We start from the raw sequence: 20,425 nt of genomic DNA, 5'->3' as shown, positions 1-20,425 counted from the left end.
TGCAGCGCCGCTCGAACTGAGGCAGCTGCAACGAGCGGCGATCCGCCCAAATCAGCATCCTGCTCCCGCAACGACGCCCTCGAAAGAACCCTTGCACGGTTTCGGGATTGCATGTTACGTTGATCGTGGACATGTGACTGGTAGTGCAGGCAGGATCCGACGAAACGCTTTTCAAGCGGGACGTTGGGTCCTTTTTTTGTGCCCGAACGACATCAGGAACGCATCGAAGCGTGTGCGCGTGCCATTGGAATCCAAAGGAGGACCCATGACAACCCAAGAGAGTGCAAAGGCGATTCTCGAGCACGTCGGCGGCGCCGGCAACATCTCGAATCTGCACCACTGCTCGACCCGTTTGCGCTTCACGCTCGCGGACGAGAACAAGACAAATGAGACCGCCCTTAAAGCCATTCCTGGCGTCATCGGCGTCGTCAAGGGCTCATCCCAAACTCAGGTGATCATCGGAAACGGCGTGGGCGAGATATACGCAGCGGTCGAGAAGCTGCGCGGCGGCAACCAGCCCGCGGCGCCTGCCGGGAAGCGCCCATTCAGCTGGAAGCGCCTTGGCGCGACGATCATGGACTTCGTCGTCAGTGTTTTCACGCCGATCATCCCCGCCATCGCGGGCTCTGGAATCTTCAAATCGCTCCTCGTTCTCGCCTCCGCACTCGGGTGGCTTGACGCGCGCAGTGAAAACTACAAGCTGTTGGCGGTCATCCCCGACGCCGTCTTCGGTTTCATACCACTCCTCGTGGCCTACACCAGCGCCAAGAAACTCAACGTCAACATACCTCTAGCTATCGGCTTAGTCGGCGTGCTGGTCTATCCGGCGTTCACCGCCCTGGCAACCAAAGACGGCGGAATCGCACTCTTCGGCATGACCGTCCCGGTCGTCACCTACACCGCCCAGGTCTTCCCCGCAATTCTCGCGGTGCTGCTGCTCTCTGTGGTCGAGCGGTTCTTCACCAAAATCACCTGGGCCCCCATCCGCGTTTTCTTCGTACCCATGATGTGCATTGTTATCGTCGCCCCGGCGACGATCTTCCTGCTCGGACCGCTCGGCTTCTGGCTCGGAACCCTTCTGACAGGAGCAATGACCGGCCTGCACGGCTCGTTCGGTTGGGTCGCTGTCATGCTGCTCGCTGGAGTGCTGCCGTTGATTATCTCCGTAGGAATGCACAAGGCCTTCATTCCTCCGACCATCGCCACGATTGCCGCCACCGGCCAGGAATCGCTGTACCAGCCGGCGTCGCTAGCGCACAACCTCAGTGAGGCGGGCGCGACATTCGGTGTCGCCGTCCGGACCAAGAGCACTGCCCTGCGCGCAACAGCCATTTCCGGTGGAATCTCGGCACTCTTTGGTATCACGGAGCCTGCACTCTACGGCGTCACCCTTCAGAACCGCCGGGCCTTCATCGCCGTCGTCGCGGGCAGCATGTCCGCAGGCGCATACATGGGCATCATGCAGGTCGCCGGATTTGTAGCAGTTGGTCCCGGACTTGCAAGCATCACATCATTCATCGACGCCGAGAACCCCCAAAATCTCCTGAACGCCGTCATCGGCCTGCTGATCGCCGTGGCTGTTTCATTCACGACCTCTCTCATCCTCTGGCGAGACGACGCATCCGCTACGGTACGAGCACTCGGCGATGTGAAGCTCCCGGCACTCAACAGCGCCAACGTGGTCAGCCCCATCTCCGGAGACATCATCGCACTGTCAGAAGTAAACGACCCGGTGTTCTCTGCCGGCATCCTCGGGGAGGGTATCGCCATACGCCCCACCGACGGCGCCGTGCGCGCTCCGATAGCAGGAGTGGTGACAGCCCTGCTCGGCTCGAAGCACGCCATCGGCATCCGAGGCGACGACGGCGTCGAAGTCCTCGTGCACGTGGGTCTCGACACCGTGCAGCTCGGCGGCAGCGCCTTCACCGCCCACGTGGCCATTAACGACAAGGTCGAGGCCGGGCAGCTCTTGCTCGAGGCCGACCTGACCGCGATCACCGAAGCCGGCTACGACACCACCACCCCTGTGGTCATCGTGAACTCGGCCAGCTTCACTGTCGCCCTCACCGCCTCCGGCTCGGTCACGGCGGGCGAACCGCTGCTGAGCGTCAACGAAAAAACCAAGGAGAACGTCAATGTCACTGCCTAAAGGATTCCGATGGGGCGGTGCCATCGCCGCAAATCAGGTCGAGGGCGCCTGGCGCGAGGGAGGCCGCGGTGCCGCCGTCTCCGACGTCGCAACCTACAAGCCCGACGCCGACCCCAAGGACTACGCGATCCACCACCAGATCACCGTGGAGAGCATCAACGCAGCCTTAGCGGATGACGATGAACGGCTGTTTCCGAAGCGACGCGGCATCGACTTTTATCACCGGTACCCGGGGGACCTCGCATTATTCGCCGAGATGGGCTTTACAACCTTGCGAGTCTCGATCTCCTGGACCCGGCTCTATCCCACCGGAGAGGAGCTCGAACCCCAGGCCGACGGGGTCGCCTTCTACAAGGCGTTGTTCACTGAGATGCGGCGCCTGAACATCGAACCCTTGGTGACCCTCTCGCACTACGACCCACCGATAGCCCTCGCGCTCAAGCACAACGGCTGGGTCGCGCGCCGCACAATCGCGTTATTCGAGCGCTTCGCCCGCACCTGCTTCAGTGAGTTCGGCGACCTGGTGAACATGTGGCTTACCTTCAACGAGATCGACGGCATCATCCGTCACCCATTCACCTCCGGTGGCATCATCGACGAAACCGTTGAGGGCAGCCTCGAGCAAGCCTGCTACAGCGCACTGCACCACCAGTTCGTGGCTGCAGCATCGGTCACCAAAATGCTTCGCGAGATCTCACCAGGGGCGCAGATGGGTTGCATGCTCACCATGCTCATGACATACCCGAATACCTGTCGTCCCGAAGACGTCGCCGCCACGCAAGCGAAAGAGAGGCTGCTCTATCTATGCACTGACGTGCAGGCCGGAGGCGGCTACCCGCGGCTAGCCCTGCGGGCGCTCGAGCTTCGCGGCGTAACCATCCCCTTCCTTGACGGCGACACCAAACTGCTCGCCGAAAATCCAGTCGACTTCATCTCGTTCAGCTACTACAACTCGATGACCGAATCGGTGCGCCCGGATGCCGAGCGCACACCAGGGAACACCGTGCTCGGGGTGAAGAACCCGTTCCTCGATTCGAGCGAATGGGGATGGCAGATCGACCCGGTCGGCCTCCGGATCGCGCTGATCGACCTCTACGACCGTTACGGCAAACCGTTGTTCATCGTGGAGAACGGCCTGGGTATGCGCGACGAGCTGACCGCCGAAGGCAAAATCCACGACCCCTACCGTATCGGCTACTTCCGCGCGCATTTCCAGCAGATGATCCAGGCCGTCGATGAGGGCGTGGAACTCATGGGCTACGTCAGCTGGGCGCCCATCGACCTCATCAGTTCGTCAAGCTCACAAATCTCGAAGAGATACGGCTTCATCTACGTCGATCAAGACGACCTCGGCCAAGGAAGCGGAGACCGTTACCGGAAGGACTCCTTCTTCTGGTACCAGAAGGTCATCGCGTCGAACGGCGCCGACCTGGAATGACCCACAACCCTCGACCCTCTGCCGCCGTCAATGGAGACATACATGCAGGTCATCAAGAAGGTGCTCAATTCGAGCGTCGTGCTCGTCGAAGACGAACAAGGAGTCGAACGCGTACTCCTCGGCAAGGGGATCGGGTTCGGGCAGAAGGCGGGCACGCGGATCGACGGAACTGGAGTCGACCGCGTGTTCGTATCGCTCGACGACATCAACCACGAGAACCTCGTGGAACTGCTTTCACAGGTTCCCGTGGAGTTCGTCGAACTGACGAGACAGATTGTGTCCGATGCGGAGAGCGAAGGACTCGAACTGGATCCGCACATCTACCTCGTCCTCACCGACCACCTTCACTTCGCGGTAGAACGGAAGAAGCGCGGACTCGTCGTCGTCAACCGCCTCGCTTGGGAGATGCGCACCGTCTACCCAAAGCAATACGCCGTAGGTTCCCGCGCTGTCGAATTGATGAACACGCATAAGGGCTTCGCTCTTCCCGATGACGAGGCAGCGAACATCGCATTCCACTTGGCCAATGCCGAGCGGGGCAAGGCAGGCCTGGACTCGATGCGGGTCGTGGAGCTGATCCGAGCCGTGACAACCATCGTGTCCAACACTGCGGGTGTACGCGTCGATCGACAGGATCTCAACTCATCGCGCTTCGTGACCCATCTGCAGTACCTTGCGGAGAGATTCTTCACCTCACGCCTGCTCGAAAGCGATGACGACTTCCTCTTCCACAGCCTCAGCGAACGCTACCCGCAGGCGATCGCCACGGCCGAACGTGTGCGCGCCTTCGTGCAGAAGGAGCACCAAACCAGGCTGCCGAACGAGGAAGTTGCATTCCTGGCCCTGCACATCGCCCGGGCCGCGCCCAAATAACTCCGATCCGATCCACCATCACCCCGAATGAAAGGCACAATCATGGCACAGCGCACCACAACCATCGCGTCGGCGGTCGGCCTCCATGCACGTCCCGCAGCACTATTTTCGAAGGCCGTCGCGGATTCCGAGCACACGGTGTCCCTCACCACAAAGGGCAAGACGATTGACGCGCAGAGCATCCTCTCGATTATCACCCTCTCCATTGCGCACGGCGACGAGGTTACCATTGACGTGGAAGGCTCAGACGCGGACCGCGTCGCGGATAAACTGCAGGCGATACTGGCATCCGACCTCGATGCCATCTGAGGTGAAGGCCTCTCCCATCGACCTCATTCGGCACACCGAGCCCTGAGTACAGTACCGACGTTCAGATTGTCAGGCCGCCGCGCGTCCCAGCGCGGCGGCCACCTACCTTGGAATCCGCAGAATGCGGGAAGACCCTGCTTAGCTGAGTGCTCCTCGGCAAACGCCTCATGGCGGCCGCCGGAACTTGCTCCGCCTCGTCACCGCCGCTGTCGACGCTATAGCGGTGATCGTCACCGGCGGCGCGCCAGTGGCCGGGTCCGGGTGCTTCTACCAGCCCACTGTCCTCGCGAACGTGCCCAATAATGCGGTGATCCAGAGTCAGGCGATCTTTGGCCCCATCGCACCTGTCGCTACCTTCACCACCAAGCAAGAGGCGATCAGGCTCGCCAATGCCTCCGAGTACGGCCTCGCGTCCAGCCTGTGACAAATGCTCCACAGTTAGGCCGGTTGCGGGGAGAACACGCACTACATCGTTTAGGGTCGGGAAATGACTTTGAGTTTGGACGGCGCACCGGATATTCGTGAGCAGGAATGCTCCTGCTGCGGGGCAACGTACGTCGTTGTGAGTCACTTCATTCTGAAGAATGGCCACACGCATGCCATCGCCAGGTCGGCACTTCATCACCACAGCGGCGAACATGAAGCCTGGATCGACGTCATTTTCGGGCGCTTCGGGGACGACCCCGTCGAAGAGCGAGTGAGCTTCGGTTGCCGAGTAGGTCCTATAGAGGGCAGCGCAGAACCTGCGGCGACTGTGGTTGACGCGGCCCAGCCATATCCTGACTCACCTGCCTGGGGCCACAAACTCTCACGTGAAGAAGGGCTGAAGCACGATTCTGTTCCTCACTTCTGGGACGTCGTGGACTGGCTGCTGAGTACGGATCCAACCATTCACGGTCATGTATACCGGAGGGACACAACTGACCTCCCGGTGAGCCCATTCAGCGCCGATTAGTTCCAGTGTGTCTGAAACGGCCAGCGTTTCCCCGCTCAAGGTTCCTCATCGCACGCAGACTGCCGCAAGATAGCTTGCTGGATCAGGCACCGTATCGACGACCGGCTCCATGTAGTACCAAATTGTGGCTCCTGCGTTGACACTGAGTAGTGCGATGAGACAGTGCCTGTCGCAAAACCCCGTTGGCCAGAGATTTTACTGTTGCATCTGATCAGGTCCAACGGACGATATGGCTCACTGTCCGGCCACAGTATGAAACTCGGAGACTGACGGAAGTTGCCTGCGGCGTGGCCAACTACGCAGCCAAGGTCGGGCCGCCCCCGGATGGGTTGCCCGCCGCCGCCGAGGTGGCCTGTGTAAACCTGCGGGCGGCCCGTGAGCCCGCGGCGGTGCTCGCCCCGACGGTGATGAGCGCCCCGAGGATCATGGCCGCGGCCTCTCCCGGTTCCAACAAATGCAATTGGGAGCCGATGGCGGCAGCGGCAACCGGCACTCCCAACTGTGACGCTGCAAGAATCGCGAGCGGCAGAGGCTGGCCGAGTAGCCGCAGGCTTCCATGAACCAGCAGGGTTCCCAGGCCAAGGCAAGCCCCGAGAAGAAGCATTTTGGGGCTTACGGCAAGGGTGCGCAGATCAAGCGATGCGCCCAGCCAGACAAAGAAGACGGGCCCTACGAAGCCGTCGCTGACGGCGAAGAGTTGATGAGCCAGTCGCCGGGGTTCGCCCACCGCTGCAACCACCAGGCCGAAGGAGAACCCGGCCAGCATGATGGACACGTGGCCCGCCACGGCAAGCCCGGAGAGCGCGAAGAGCAAGACAAGTTGGATCCTCAGCTCCAGGGCGAACTTCCGGTCCTCGGACAGGTCATGTACCCGTCCGCGCGTGCCGCTGCGCTCCAGCCAGCGAAGTACAAAGAACAAGACTGCTGCGCACGCCGCGACGGCGGTTGCCCCAACGGCCGCCCTCGGCGCGTTGGGTGGGTCAACGGCAAGCGGAAGCGCCACTATGCAGGCGATGTCCGCTACCGCCACTTGCGCCGTCGTCGTCAAGACCTTTGGACCCCTCAGCCGCAGCGAATCGACGATCGGCAGGACCAAGGCGGCAGAAGAGGAAGCGAGCAGAACGATGTAAAGGGGAGCGTGTCCGGTGCCGAACGCAAAAGCAATGACGGTTCCGACGACGGCCGCCAGTACTGCGGCAACGCCGGCACGCAGGGCGCCCGCGCCCAGTGCCGGGCGAATGGCTTCGTCCCGCACTGGGACATGCGTCCCGGCGACAAACATGATGAGGGCGAACCCGACGTCGGCCACAAAGGTGAACGTGGGGTCCGCAGAGTCCACCAAACCCAAACCCGTGCGCCCGATGGCGATCCCAGCCAGTAGCTGCCCTAGCACCACGGGAAGATGCCATTTCCGGGGAAGTGCCAGCAGCGGTCCCATTAACGCGACCGCGGCGATCAGCGAAAGCTGAAAGAAAGACACCTTCCTCCTTCCACCGGGATTGCGGTTGGCTTACGGTAGTCACCGTGGCACGTCAGCCAGTTTGAGCGGAATGTCGCTGTTTTGGTCCGTGTAGTAGCTTGCGCATACCCGATGGTAGCCATCGGCCACCAATGCGGGAATCCCCCGGGCCAGATCGCCCCTGACCGTCAGCGATTCAACATATCTTAGGCAGCCGCGAATCTTGCGGGTTCTGCCACCAGCCGCGAAGAAGGCGTAGGAATCGAAGCCGACGGGATCGGATCCGGGACCTGATGCGAAAGCCAGTCGCTGCCGGAAGCGGACCGGGTCACCCTCAGCGCTAAGTCCACTATCAACCGGGACTGCGTGGTCCAGACTCGTCTCTTCCACCACCGGCTGATAAGTATGGACACCGTCACCCTCGTTGCCGGGGCGATGATGGGGCCCGGGGGTGATCCTGCCCCCGGCCCGGCTCGGAGCCTGTGGAACTGTCGGACCCGGCATCCCCGTCATGTGCCGCCAAAACGTGCCCGCCCGCCGGAGCCTATTGGATCGGCAACCTTGTCAGGCCCTGCACCGGCAGCGTCCCGACCCGCTAAACCCGGGCCAAAGGCACTGGCCCGGGCCACGGTCCGGCCCTAGAATCGGTCCACGGTCGGGACAAGAAGGGCGCCCTGCCCCGGCCATTTCCACGGCGCCCGGCAAGGATATGCACGATGACGAACTCCCCTGCGGCCACGACCGCCTTCGCAGCCAAGCCGGCGGCTTGAGCATCATGGCGTCCCGGGACACCACGGAAACAGAGCGTAAGTACGATACCGGGCCCACCGCACGCCTCCCGGTCTTCGCCGCCATTGCCGGCGTCGACCAGGCCGGAGAACCCGCGGAAACGTTCCTGGAGGCCGTCTACTATGACACCGCCGGGCTGGAACTCGCGGCCCGGGGCATTACTTTGCGTCGCCGCACGGGCGGCTTTGACCAAGGCTGGCATCTTAAACTGCCGGCCGGCCCGGACAGTCGCCGGGAGGTGCAGGCCCCCCTCGGCCAGCCCGACCACGTCCCGGCCGAACTGCTCGACCACCTCGCCGTCTTCACCCGCGGGCAGGAGCTCTCGGCCGTGGCCCGCCTTTCAACCCGACGAGCCACCTACCGTTTGTACGGGTCCGCCGGGGAACACCTTGCAGACTTCACCGATGACCGCGTCCATGCCGTCCCCTTGCGTAACCTGGGACCGGAGACACACTGGCGTGAATGGGAGATCGAACTCGTCCAGGCCGCACCGGAGCTCTTCACGGCCGCGCAACCGGCCTTGGAGGCTGCCGGGGCAGTGCCGTCAACCCACGCCGCCAAACTCGCCCGCGCCCTCGGCCAGGCCTGGCCCGCGGCCCGGAGCGTGGTTCCCAGGCCGGCACGGAAAAAGGGACCCGTACGTGACGTCGTGGCCTCCTATGTCGGCGCCCAGATCAACGAGCTCCTCAACCATGACGCCGGAGTACGGCACGGTGTCCCGGACTCCGTGCACCAGATGCGATCCGCCGCCCGCCGCACCCGGTCCGTGCTGCGGACCTACCGGACCCTGTTCACGAAGGACGCCGTCGTCGGGCTGGAGCGGGACCTGCAGTGGCTCGGCCGGATCCTGGGCCGCCCCCGCGACGCCGAAGTGATGCGGGAACGGATCCTCGCGAACCTGCACGCCCTGCCCGAAGCGCAGGCCTCCGGACCTGCCCTGGGACAGCTCGAGCACGAACTCGGTACGGCCTACAACACCGGCTACAAGCGCGCCCTTGCAACGCTTGACTCTGCGCGGTATTACCGCATCCTGACTGCTCTGGAACACTTCCGCGACAACCCGCCCGTGAAATCCAAGTCCAAAGCCTCCAAACCCGCCCGCAAGACCAGCGCACGACTGGTGAACAACGCTGCGCGCCGCCTGGACCGGGCCCACCGGGCCGCCCGTAAAGCTGCCGGAACCGCCGGATACGATGCCGCGCTCCACCAGGTCCGCAAAGACGCCAAACGGCTCCGTCACGCCGCAGAATCCGTCATTATCATCCACGGGAAGCGGGCCCGTGTCCTGGAAAAAACCGGCCGCCGGATTCAAAGTGTTCTCGGCGACCACCAGGACACCGTCGTCGCCCGCGAGCTCCTGCACCGGCTCGCCGCAGCCCCGGACCAGGCCGCTGGGACCGCGGCCGTCTCCACGGCCCTGACCGAACTAGAAGCCAAAACGGCCGCCAAAACCGAGGCAGCCTATCGGAAGCTACGCAAGAAGGCCCGTGGCCGCCGCCTCTAGACCCGGCGTCAAACCTTGGAGCACCCCGACCTGCCACCCCCGTAAGTCCCGGAATGTGTCACCCCGGACATGTGATGTTCACCCGTGGCGCGCTGCCCCTGGGTCTGTTCAGAAGCGTCCGGACCTTCACCCTTTCCAACCAAGATACGATGACCCATTTGCGCGTGCAGGAAGAATTCACGGCGCCCCTCGCACGGCTCACGAAACCACGGGGCAAAACACCTGGAAGACTCCTGCACCCACTACGTCAGAGCCGTGAAGGAACTCGCGGAACTGATCGGCTGACCCGACAGTGAGGACTACCCTGCCGGGAGGATTAGCACCGGACGGTCCTGGATCCGGAGCAGCTCATCCGGAACGGTTCCCTCCACCACCCGCTGCAGCTTGGCAAGGACGCCGGGCCGTGGACCGCCAACGAGCAGCAGGGACGCACCCGTGCTCGCCGCGAGACGGGCCAACGCCGGTGCGACAGCACCGCCCAGCACCCGGAAAGACCACCCAGCCCCTGGAGTTCCCAGGCAGAGCACGAGGCCCTTTCTCACGTCGGCGGCAGGAAACAGCGCCTCGTCACTGCCTGGCGGGTCCAGCGACTCCGCGTCCCGGAACCGGGGAGGAGCCCATTCCGCCAAATAACCGGCCGGATCCACATACGCGCACACCAAATGGGAGTTTACGGAACGGGCGAAGCGGGCCGCAGCCCCGACCAGCGGTGCCGGGCAATCCCAGGGGACACCGAACAGCACCGGCCCGTCACCGCACGCGGGCTCTGCAGGGTCCAACGAGAATTCCATTCGGCGCCCTCACAGTTGTTGGGCGAGGCGTTCGGGAAACGAAACGCGCTCCGCCCTTCATCCAGTTAACTCTTCCCCGCCCCACTGCCCCGGGCTCCCCCAATGGAAGCCCGGGGCCCGGCCTTTCCTCGGCCCGTCGGGCCGGAGTTAAGCGGAAGCCGCCCCGGCTGCTTCCTGCTCCGTCTCCAGAAGGACGATGTCCAGTTCGACCATGTCTGTCCCTCACCTCATGGCAGGAATTAACGGCTCTCTTCTCAGCTGGTTCAAGTTCGGGTCCTTTCCGAAGTACTTCCTGTCTACACTGTGCACGCCCTAGGTTGCCCGAAAGTTTCCACAACGTGATTTCTAAATGCCAGGCTTACTCATTCACCGCGGCAGCCAACATTCCCCCGGGGGGCGACAGACGCCGGCCGCGAATGCGCTAAGCAGACTGCTGGACGCCGTCGTTCCCTGGCCTCAAACTGATTTGATGGACGATACGGAAAAGTACGAAACCATCGCCAAAGTCACGGACCGCCTCTCCGCGAAATACCCCGAAACATCCCGGCACTACATCGCCGGCCTTGTCGCCGAAGAATACGCCCGGCTGGAGGCCGGCCGGATCCGCACCTACATACCTACGCTGGTGGAGCACGGTGCCAAGAACCGACTCCGCCACCTCGCTACCTCACCACCAGCAGAGAACTGACACCACCAATCCGAGTCCGACTTCCGCGACTATGTCGCGCCTTGGCCCCAAGGTTGCCCAACAGCGCTCGTCGATGGGACACGTGCCGGCGATTCGTCGTCGTTCAATTGGCGAAGCTCCGGTCAAATATCGGTTTCCGGGGCTTAGGTTCAATATGCCTACACAAGGGAAACACGCGATTCGTCCAAGGCCAGGAGCGCCTTTTGTCGGGTCGTCGGCCATTCCTCAGTGAGCAACGACAGAACCACGATGTCCCGCCAGGATCCGTCGATCCGTTGTGAGGAACGCCTTCGGGTACCCTCGACGGTGAAACCGAACCGCTTGAGCGACGAAATGGACCTGTGGTTTCGCGGATCCACATCGCACTCGACGCGTCCTGCGCCGCGGGAGAACACCCAATCGAGCAGGGCGAGCTTCACCTCGTGGTTGACGTTCTTGCCCCAGAATGCCGGGCTGATGATAGTCCGGCCGATTTTCACCCGCTGTGTTGGCCTGTGCAACTCCGTGATGCCGGTGGTCCCGACGAACAGCGGGCCGCCAGGCAGACCGGTGTAGTACACGGCAAAAATCCGCAGCCCCTCATGGCGGCCGTTGATGAAGCAGACCATCTCATCGTGTGTGCCCGGACGGTGGTGCCCGTCGCCGAACCCCGTAGCCCAGATTTCATCGTTGCCAAGAATATGTGCCAGCGCTTGGACGTCACCGGTACTGAACGGTGTAAGAACAAAACGCCCTGTGGCCGTCCGGAGCGTGGGAAGAGCGCGGGGCAGGCGAAGCGCCATTATGACCTTTCGACATGAGGATCGTCCGGACAGCATTCGGGACCACGACTAACACAGGGTGAACGGAGGGCGATCTCTCGATTTATGCCAAGCCAGAACTTGTAGCAGGTCCATCCGCCGAGCCCGCAGCCGACAAACCCGCAGGGGAAGCAACCGCATTCCTGCGGCGGGCGTGGGCGTAGCGTCCGGCCAACCCGGGGCCGTGTACCGCGGCGCCTTCACTTACGAGCTACCCGGACAATGGCCTGATGCTGAATTCATCCGAGTCCACCAGCCGCGTGTCCCCCGTGCGCAAATCGCTAATCCAAAACAGGTTCCCGGATTGAAGAATGCGGGCCACGCGGCCCCGGTGGGCAAGCTGGCCCCGATACCATGCTTCAATCTCCTGGCCCACAGCAATAGGCAACCAAGAAGCAGTCAGAGTCACTGGAGCTTCCTCAGCCAATGCGGGCTTCAGTTCAAGGCTATCCATCACAACTTAACGATGCCCGAGACACATTTCTCTGGTCTTTCGAGAGGATGACCATCCGATGTCTGCGGGCATACCAGCCGGGGTGGTGCACATCAAGGCCGTATCAGCGTGCCTCCTTGACTTCGCCGTCTTTGCCCTCTGCACTTGCCCCTTGCCCCTTGCCCCTTGCCGCGTGATGAACCAGGGCGTCGGCGGCTCTAGTCCAAGGCAATGACGCCGGCAGCGAGCATGAACAACAGAACGGATTTGGCAATGGACATAATCCGAATTCTGCCAACTGGCCTAATTAGTCGTGGTTCCATCATCGGTGGGCCGCTCATAAGCGTCGTTCCAAGCTATGCTCTGCCCCTCTTCACAGCCCTGTTGCTCCTTACTTTGGCGAGGAAAAGGCTCCTTCTGGCCGGGTCCGGCGAAGCTGGTGCCGTTTGCGGGGTCAGGGTTGGAATCGGTAGCCGACGCCGGGTTCGGTGAGGAAGTGGCGCGGGGTGCCTGGTTTCGGTTCTAGTTTGCGGCGGAGCTGCGCCATGTAGACGCGAAGGTAGTTGGAATCGGTTGTGTACGCGGGCCCCCACACTTCGCTCAGCAGCTGGCGCTGCGTGATGAGTTTGTCAGGGTTACGGACCATGAGCTCCAGGATGTTCCACTCGGTGGGTGTCAGACGTACGTCATTGCCTTCGCGAGTGACACGATGTTTGCCGAGGTCCACGGTAAACGCGCCGGTTGTGACGACGGAGTCCTGGCTATGGTCCGATGCCCGGCGCAGTAGAGCGCGGAGCCTTGCCAGGAGTTCGTCCGGCCCGAACGGTTTGGTGATGTAGTCGTCTGCGCCGGCGTCCAGTGCCTCCACCTTGTCTTCGGAGCCGTGTCGCGCGGAGAGCACGAGGATGGGGACCGGGTTCCACCTCCTGAGTTCCGTGATTACCGTTGTCCCGTCGATGTCAGGCAGGCCCAGGTCCAGGACGATGAGCCGCAGCGGATGCTGCGTGGCGGCCAGGAGGGCGGACTTACCGTCCGTGGCGGTAGTGACGGAGTAACCGTTGGCCTGGAGGGTAATTTTCAGGACTTTCAGCAGGAGCGGATCGTCGTCGACGACCAGGACAGCGGTCATGGGTTCTCCGTAGCGGATGGCTGGAAGGGCCGCGAGTCGGTGCGCCTGGCCAGCAAGGACTGCGGCTGCACGGGCGCTTGCCGGTCACCGTCATCGATGGCCAAACCCGTAGAGAGCGGAAGCCGGATGACCATGGTCAATCCCCCGCCCGGGGTTTCCTCGGCCCTGAGTGTCCCACCCATGGCTTCGGTGAACCCCTTCGCGACAGCCAGTCCGAGCCCCACCCCGGTGGTTTGCGGGATATCGTCCAGGCGCTGGAACGGACGGAACATTTCAACAACGCGTTCCGCCGGTACGCCCTGGCCGTGGTCGATGATCCGCAGCTCGCTGGCCGGCCGCCCGGCGATGGTGGCGGACCTGAAGCCGCCGACTGCTCCCACGAGGACAATCTCGGAATCGGGGGCGTATTTGACCGCGTTCTCGACGATGTTTGCGATTACGCGCTCGAGCATCCCGGGATCGGCATCGATTTCGGGCATGTTTGCGGGCAATTCCACCCGGACACGCCCCTGGGGCGTGCCGTGCAGGGCGGCGGGGACGACTTCTGACCAGCGCACGGGACGGAGCAGGGGGTTGACGGAGTCGGCGCTGATCCGGGACATGTCGAGGAGGTTCCCGACCAGCAGGTCCAGCCTGTCGGCGCAGGCGTCGATGGTCTGCAGCAGGTCCCGTTCTTCTTCAGGAGTGTATGTGACGCCGTGCTGGAGGAGGCCTCCGACGGCGAGTTTGATTCCGGCGAGAGGCGTCCGCAGGTCGTGGGACACGGCACGGAGGATGGAGGTGCGCATCGTGTTGCTTTCGGCGAGTCGGAGGACCTCACGGCGGCTGGCCGCCAGTTGCTGGCGTTCCAGTTGAGCGGCCAGATGCACACCGAAAGCGCCGAGCAGCCGTCTATCGCTGGCCGGAAGGGTCCGGCCGGTGAGAACCAGCCGGGTCGTGGGGTCGATCTGTTCGATGTTGTCCGCAGTATCCGGCCCCGCGGGAGGGACTGCGCCGGCTTCTGCAACGGACCGCCAGCCGGTTCCGCCGGGAGCTTCTGTCCCCGTGTCCCCGGCGGATGTGTAGAGGGCTGCACCGCTGACCTGGAATACGTCCAGGGCCTGTTCAAGGAGTCCTTTCACAGTGTCTTCGGCGCGAGCTGCGCTTCGGGTAAGGTCTCCCAGCGTCGTGGCTTCGGCGCGGGCACGGGAGGCTTCCTTGGAACGGCGTGCCGAGATGTCGACGACGACGGCGACGGCTGCCGAGACTCCGACAAAGACCAGCAGGGCCAGGAGATTCTGTGGGTCGCTGATGGTCAGCGTACCGACCGGTGGTGTGGAGTAGTAGTTGACCAGCAGGCTACTCCAGAGGGCGGCAACGATGGCCGGCCAGAGGCCGCCGATGAGTGCGACGAGCACGGAGCCGCTGAGTTGGATGAGCACCGCTGTGGCGATGTTCGGTTCAGAATTCGCGGACAGCATGAGCTGCAGGAGAGCCGGCAGCACGGCGGCCAGTACGAAGCCGGCGGTGACCCTGACCCTGCCGAGGTCGCGTTGCCGGACCGGTCCGGTCCCACGCCCGCCGAGGGGGTGGGAGACCATGTGCACGTCGATGTCACCGGAGTCGCGGACCACCCTCGTGCCGATGCCTCCGCCGAGCAGTGCGCCGAGCAGGCCGGCCAGTTTCTTGTGGCGGGAGATGCCAACAACGATCTGGGTGGCGTTCACGCTGCGGGCGAAGTCCAGGAGGGCGCTGGCCGGGTCTTCGCCGGCCACGACATGGTAGCTGCCGCCAAGATCCTGGATCAGGCGGCGCTGTGCCTCCAGGGCCCGCGGGGACTCCTCGGCGACGCCGTCGGCCGCGCGGACGTGGACGGCCAACAGGTCCCCGCCGTTGACGCGGTTGAGGATCCGGGCGCCGCGACGGATGAGGACTTCACCTTCGGGGCTGCCGGTCAGTCCGACGACGATGCGTTCGCGGGCTGGCCAGGTGGCCTGGATGTCGTTTTCTTCCCGGTACCGTGCGAGTCCCTCATCGACCCGATCGGCGAGCCACAGAAGTGCGAGTTCGCGCAGGGCGGTGAGGTTGCCGAGGCGGAAGTAGTTCGAGAGGGCGGCGTCGATCTTATCGGCGGAGTAGATCTTCCCGTCGCCCAGGCGCTGGCGGAGGAGTTCCGGCGAGATGTCGACCAGGTGGATCTGGTCGGCCCTGCGCACGATCTCGTCCGGCACGGTTTCGGCCTGGCGGACGTCGGTGATGGCGTTGACGACGTCGCCGAGGGAGGCCAGGTGCTGGATGTTGACGGTGGAGAGGACGTTGATGCCGGCGTTGAGGAGTTCGTCGATGTCCTCCCAGCGTTTGGTGTGACGGCTGCCGGGGATGTTGGTGTGCGCGTATTCGTCCACGATCGCGGTCTCGGGCGCCCGGGCGAGAACGGCGTCAAGGTCCATCTCCTCGAATTCGGTGCCCCGGTAGGGCAGGCGCCGGGGCGGGATGACTTCCAGCCCGTCCAGCAGGGCGCGGGTGTCGCTGCGCCCGTGGTCCATCGCGAACGCGACGACGACGTCCTCGCCGCGTTTGCTCAGGCGGTGGGCTTCCTCGAGCATTTCGTAGGTCTTGCCGACCCCTGGTGCAGCCCCCAGGAAGATCCGCAGCGTTCCGCGTGCCATGTGGTTAGTCTCTCACCTAGGAGTGACCGGTAGTCACGGTTTCGAGCCGGTCTGCGCCGCGGCGGCCACGTCCAGGTTTAGGAGGGTGACGTTGACGGAGGGCTGGCCCAGGAACGCCTCAGGCCCGCTGCTGGTATGGCTCGCCACGAGGGCCGTGACTGCATCGGGACTCAGCCCGTGGGCCGCGGCGACACGCGGTATCTGAAGCCTGGCGTACACCGGGGAGATGTCCGGATCCAGTCCGGAGCCACTGGATGTAACCGCATCCGCGGGCACGTCCCTTTCGTTGATGCCTTCGGATTCGGCGACGGCGGAGCGGTTGGCGGTGACGGCGTCGAGGAGTTTCGGATCGTTGGGTCCAAGGTTGCTGGCGGAGGACGATGCCGGGTCCCATTTTACGGCGGAAGGCCGGGCATGGAACCAGCGCGGGTCCTGGGCGCCGGAGTCGTCCGCTGCTGACTGGGCGATCAGGGCGGACGCGGCGGGTGCGCCGCCGCTGTCCTTGAGGATAGAGCCGTTGGCCTGGTACGGGGCGATCAGCTGCCCGGCGCCGAAGACGGCCAGGGGGTAGGCCACGCCGAGGACCAGCGTGGCCAGGAGCAGGAACCGGACGGCGGTCAGCCCCTGGCGGAGGTAGCCGGTGAGAGTGTTCATGGGAAGGCTCCTAGCCGATTCCGGGGATTAAGGAAATCATCAGGTCGATGATTTTGATGCCGATAAACGGTGCGATCAGCCCGCCCAGTCCGTAAACCAGCAGGTTCCGCCCCAGTGCCTGGTTTGCTGAGACGGCACGGTATTTGACCCCACGGAGCGCGAGCGGCACCAGGACGATGATGATCAGGGCGTTGAAGATCACGGCGGAGAGAATGGCCGAGGACGGGGTTGAGAGTCCCATGATGTTCAGCAGGCCCAGCCCGGGGAAGGCTGCACTGAACAGGGCCGGGACGATCGCGAAGTACTTGGCAACGTCGTTCGCGACCGAGAACGTTGTCAGTGCCCCGCGGGTGATGAGCAGCTGCTTGCCGATGCCCACAATATTGATGAGTTTCGTCGGATCGGAATCGAGGTCCACCATGTTCGCGGCGTCCTTCGCCGCCGGGGTGCCGGAGTTCATCGCAACGCCGACATCCGCCGCAGCCAGGGCCGGTGCGTCGTTGGTGCCGTCCCCCGTCATGGCCACGAGCCGGCCGGCGGCCTGCTCTTTCTTGATCACCGCGAGCTTGTCCTCCGGGGTTGCCTCGGCGAGGAAATCATCGACGCCGGCCTCCGCGGCGATCGCCTTGGCGGTCATGGGGTTGTCGCCGGTGATCATCACGGTCCGGATGCCCATCTTCCGCAGTTCGGCGAAGCGGGCGTGCATGCCGGGCTTGACGACGTCGGCGAGGTGGATGGTGCCCAGGATGTCCGCGGCGCCGTCCCTTCCCACCCGGGCGACCAGCAGCGGCGTTCCCCCCTGGGCTGAGATTTCTTTGACCCGGTTTTCTACCTCGGCCGGAGTGTGTCCGCCCAGCTCGGCGACGAAGGCCCCCACCGTGGAGCCGGCACCTTTGCGGATCTGCAGCCCGTCAAGGTCCAGCCCGCTCATGCGCGTGCTGGCGCTGAACGGGACCACCGCAAACTCGCTGGAACTGTGTTCCAAGGTGGCCAGATCCGGACCTGTCATGCCTTTATCGGCGGCGAGGTCCACGATGGACCGTCCCTCGGGTGTGTCGTCGGCCAGGCTGCAGACCCGGGCAGCCTCGATCAGGTCGGTGCGCTCCACCTGGTTGGCGGGGTAGAAGTTGACGGCGCGGCGGTTGCCGTAGGTGATAGTGCCGGTCTTATCCAGCAGCAGGGTGGTGATGTCCCCGGCGGTTTCCACGGCACGGCCCGAGGTGGCCAGCACGTTGTGCTGGACCAGCCGGTCCATCCCGGCGATGCCGATGGCCGGGACCAGGGCTCCGATGGTGGTGGGGATCAGGCAGACCAGCAGCGCCACCAGCACGATCGGCGACGGTGTCGCTCCGGCGAGGGACGCGAACGGGGCCAGGGATATGGTCACAGCGAGAAACACGATGGTCAGGGACACCAGGAGCACGTGCAGTGCGATCTCGTTGGGAGTTTTCTGCCTTACTGCGCCTTCGACGAGTTTGATCATCCGGTCAATGAAGGTCTGGCCCGGTTCGGCGGTGATGCGGATGATGATCCGGTCCGAGAGGACCTTCGTGCCGCCGGTGACCGAGGAGCGGTCTCCGCCGGATTCACGGATGACGGGCGCTGATTCCCCGGTGATGGTAGATTCGTCGACGCTGGCCAGGCCGTCGATGATTTCGCCGTCCGAGGGAATGACGTCTCCGGCCTCGCAGATGGCGGTGTCGTTGAGCCGCAGCTCCGTGCCCGGAACTTCTTTGGTGGTGCCGTCGGGCTGACGAAGTCTGGCCACTACGCCCTTTCGGCTCGCGCGGAGGCTGTCGGCTTGGGCTTTGCCCCGGCCCTCGGCGATGGATTCCGAGAGGGTGCCGAACAGCACGGTGAGCCACAGCCAGGCGGTAACGGCAATGCCGAAGACCGAGGGCCGGTACAGCGAGATCGCGGTGCATAGGGCAGCCCCGACGAGCACGGTGAACATCACCGGGGATTGGATCATCTGTCCCGGCGACAGCTTGCGGACAGCGAGGGGCAGGGCCGCTGCGACGGATGCGAGCGTCAGTCTCGCAGGTGCCTTTGTGTGGTGTTTGTGTTCGCCGGGGGTGCCGAGGGGATTGCCGTCGGCGTAGGTCTGGGCGGCGGTGTCCGTCTTGGACAGTGTCATTTCAGGAGTCCTTCTGCTAGGGGGCCCAGGGCAATGGCCGGGAAGTAGCTGAGGGCGGTCAGGATGACTGTCACGCCGATCAGCAGCGAACCAAACAGCGGACCGTGGGTGGGGACGGTCCCGGTGGAGGCGGGAACCTTTGCCTGCCGCGCGAGGGATCCGGCCAATGCGAGGACCAGGGCGATGGGCAGGAAGCGTCCCAGCAGCATGGCAATGCCCATCATGACCGAGAGGTAGGGTCCGGAGGTGGTGATGCCGCCGAACGCGGAGCCGTTGTTGTTTGCCCCGGACGTGAAGGCGTAGAGCACTTCGCTGAACTGGTGCGGGCCGGTCGCGGGTGCGTTGGCCGTCAAGTCCGGTAGCAGCACTGTGATGCCGGCTAGGGCCAGCACCAGGACCGGGGTGACAAGGATGTACAGGGCCGCGAGCTTCATCTCGGTGGGGCCGATCTTCTTGCCCAGGTACTCGGGCGTGCGGCCTACCATGAGTCCGGCGATGAAGACGGAGATGATGGACAGGATCAGCATGCCGTAGAGCCCGGACCCGGTTCCGCCAGGGGCGACCTCGCCAAGCATCATGTTCACCATCGCTACGCCGCCGGCCAGCGGCGGAAGTGAGTCGTGGGCGACATTGACGGCGCCTGTTGAGGTGAGCGTGGTGGACGCGGCGAAGATCGCACTCGGAGCGGCGCCGAAGCGTTGCTCGAGTCCTTCGCCCAGTCCGCCCGCGGCCGCGGTGGCTGTGCCCTGGGCTGTTTCAACGGCCCGTCCCATCAACGAAACCGAAGCCAGCCACAGGGCGCCCATCACGGCCGCAACCGTGTAACCCTGCTTACGGTCCCCCACCATCCGGCCGTACGCGTAGGGCAGCGCCGAGGGGATCAGCAGGAGCAGGAAGACCTGGAACAGGCTGATGAAGACATTGGGGTTCTCAAACGGGTGCGCGGAGTTGGCGTTGAAGTACCCGCCGCCGTTGGTGCCCAGGACCTTGATCGCCTCCTGCGAGGCCACCGGGCCGCCGGGGATGCTCTGGCTGATGCCCGTTGCCTGATTGGTGACGTCGGTGGACCAGAAGTTCTGGACTACCCCGCCGATCACCATCACGACCGCGGCGACTGCTGCCAGCGGCAGCAGGACACGGAAGCTTGTCCGGGCCAGGTCCACCCAGAAGTTGCCGAGCCGGTCAGTTCGGGTGCGGGCGATGCCCCGGATCAGGGCGACGGCCACGACGATGCCCACGGCTGCGGACAGGAAGTTCTGCACCGCCAGCAGACACATCTGCACGAACATTCCTACCGTGGTTTCCGGGACGTAGGTCTGCCAGTTGGTGTTGGTGACGAAGGATATGGCGGTGTTCATCGCCACCCACGGATCAACCCCGGGAAGCGCGCCGGCACCCGGGAGCACCCGCTGGAGCCGCTGAAGGCCGAACACGGCCAGAATGGAGACGGCCGAGAACGCCAGGACACTGCGGAGGTACACCGGCCAGGTCTGTTCGGTGCTGGCGTCGAGTCCGGCGAGCCGGTAGAACAGCCGCTCGGTGCGGGTCGACGTCTTGCCCTCGAAAACGCGGGCGAGATAGACGCCCAGCGGTTTATGGGCGGCCGTCAGGGCAAGGATCAGGGCGGCGACCTGGGTGAGGAAGGATGAGGTATTGAACGTCACTGGGT

The 20,425-nt window shown here is 64.0% G+C and carries 14 protein-coding genes and 1 pseudogene; 7 read left to right on the top strand and 8 right to left on the bottom strand.

Going from position 1 to position 20,425, the window contains the following annotated elements; genetic code table 11:
• Positions 1–265 precede the first annotated feature (265 nt).
• From ARTH_RS09575 to ARTH_RS09555, 5 genes and pseudogenes are all read left to right on the top strand, one after another.
• Positions 266–2,149, top strand: coding sequence for a beta-glucoside-specific PTS transporter subunit IIABC (locus ARTH_RS09575; protein WP_011691742.1), 1,884 nt, complete (start codon positions 266–268; stop codon positions 2,147–2,149).
• Complete coding sequence (locus ARTH_RS09570) at positions 2,136–3,587, top strand: glycoside hydrolase family 1 protein (RefSeq protein ID WP_011691741.1); 1,452 nt, start codon at positions 2,136–2,138, stop codon at positions 3,585–3,587. The genes ARTH_RS09575 and ARTH_RS09570 overlap by 14 nt, the downstream gene beginning before the upstream one ends.
• A 42-nt stretch (positions 3,588–3,629) precedes the next feature.
• Positions 3,630–4,460 (top strand): PRD domain-containing protein, encoded by an 831-nt coding sequence (locus tag ARTH_RS09565; RefSeq protein WP_011691740.1) that lies wholly within the window; start codon positions 3,630–3,632, stop codon positions 4,458–4,460.
• Between the two features lie 27 nt (positions 4,461–4,487).
• A complete protein-coding gene (locus ARTH_RS09560) occupies positions 4,488–4,769 on the top strand; it encodes an HPr family phosphocarrier protein (protein WP_011691739.1) in 282 nt (93 codons plus the stop codon).
• A 169-nt stretch (positions 4,770–4,938) separates the two neighbouring features.
• Positions 4,939–5,190 (top strand): annotated as a pseudogene (locus tag ARTH_RS09555) (aldehyde dehydrogenase family protein); the annotation flags it as partial.
• 829 nt (positions 5,191–6,019) lie between these two features.
• On the opposite strand, the gene ARTH_RS09550 reads toward ARTH_RS09555, so the two are convergent.
• Positions 6,020–7,204: a cation:proton antiporter gene (locus tag ARTH_RS09550; protein WP_011691737.1), complete on the bottom strand. Its 1,185-nt coding sequence runs from the start codon at positions 7,202–7,204 to the stop codon at positions 6,020–6,022.
• Positions 7,205–7,892: 688 nt separating this feature from the next.
• On the opposite strand from ARTH_RS09550, the gene ARTH_RS09545 reads away from it, so the two are divergent.
• Positions 7,893–9,476 (top strand): CYTH and CHAD domain-containing protein, encoded by a 1,584-nt coding sequence (locus ARTH_RS09545; protein WP_232223613.1) that lies wholly within the window; start codon positions 7,893–7,895, stop codon positions 9,474–9,476.
• A 299-nt stretch (positions 9,477–9,775) separates the two neighbouring features.
• Here the strand turns inward: ARTH_RS09545 and ARTH_RS09540 are convergent, their stop codons facing one another.
• The gene (locus ARTH_RS09540; RefSeq protein WP_011691734.1) at positions 9,776–10,267 is read right to left on the bottom strand and encodes a universal stress protein; all 492 of its coding nucleotides are present in this window, start codon (positions 10,265–10,267) and stop codon (positions 9,776–9,778) included.
• 469 nt (positions 10,268–10,736) lie between these two features.
• On the opposite strand from ARTH_RS09540, the gene ARTH_RS09535 reads away from it, so the two are divergent.
• On the top strand, positions 10,737–10,955 hold the full coding sequence (locus tag ARTH_RS09535) for a three-helix bundle dimerization domain-containing protein (protein WP_043429699.1): 219 nt from the start codon (positions 10,737–10,739) through the stop codon (positions 10,953–10,955).
• 158 nt (positions 10,956–11,113) lie between these two features.
• Here the strand turns inward: ARTH_RS09535 and ARTH_RS23120 are convergent, their stop codons facing one another.
• The 6 genes from ARTH_RS23120 to kdpA form a co-directional block, all read right to left on the bottom strand.
• Positions 11,114–11,737, bottom strand: coding sequence for a GNAT family N-acetyltransferase (locus tag ARTH_RS23120; protein WP_011691732.1), 624 nt, complete (start codon positions 11,735–11,737; stop codon positions 11,114–11,116).
• Between the two features lie 905 nt (positions 11,738–12,642).
• Positions 12,643–13,317 carry a response regulator gene (locus tag ARTH_RS09520; protein WP_011691730.1) on the bottom strand — a complete coding sequence of 225 codons (675 nt, stop codon included), beginning with the start codon at positions 13,315–13,317 and terminating at the stop codon, positions 12,643–12,645.
• Entirely contained in the window at positions 13,314–15,965 is a 2,652-nt protein-coding gene (locus ARTH_RS09515; protein WP_011691729.1) for a DUF4118 domain-containing protein, read from the bottom strand. Before ARTH_RS09515 ends, ARTH_RS09520 begins: the two co-directional genes overlap by 4 nt.
• Positions 15,966–15,998: 33 nt before the next feature.
• On the bottom strand, positions 15,999–16,619 hold the full coding sequence (gene kdpC, locus ARTH_RS09510) for a K(+)-transporting ATPase subunit C (RefSeq protein WP_011691728.1): 621 nt from the start codon (positions 16,617–16,619) through the stop codon (positions 15,999–16,001).
• A 10-nt stretch (positions 16,620–16,629) separates the two neighbouring features.
• Positions 16,630–18,756: a potassium-transporting ATPase subunit KdpB gene (gene kdpB / locus ARTH_RS09505; RefSeq protein ID WP_011691727.1), complete on the bottom strand. Its 2,127-nt coding sequence runs from the start codon at positions 18,754–18,756 to the stop codon at positions 16,630–16,632.
• Positions 18,753–20,420 (bottom strand): potassium-transporting ATPase subunit KdpA, encoded by a 1,668-nt coding sequence (gene kdpA / locus ARTH_RS09500; protein ID WP_011691726.1) that lies wholly within the window; start codon positions 20,418–20,420, stop codon positions 18,753–18,755. The genes kdpB and kdpA overlap by 4 nt, the downstream gene beginning before the upstream one ends.
• Between the last annotated feature and the right edge of the window lie 5 nt (positions 20,421–20,425).

Origin of the sequence: Arthrobacter sp. FB24, assembly GCF_000196235.1 — a bacterium.
In the GTDB taxonomy this organism is placed as follows: Bacteria; Actinomycetota; Actinomycetes; order Actinomycetales; family Micrococcaceae; genus Arthrobacter.
Note: the sequence above shows the minus strand (reverse complement) of the source record. Positions and strands in the feature narration are given on the sequence as shown.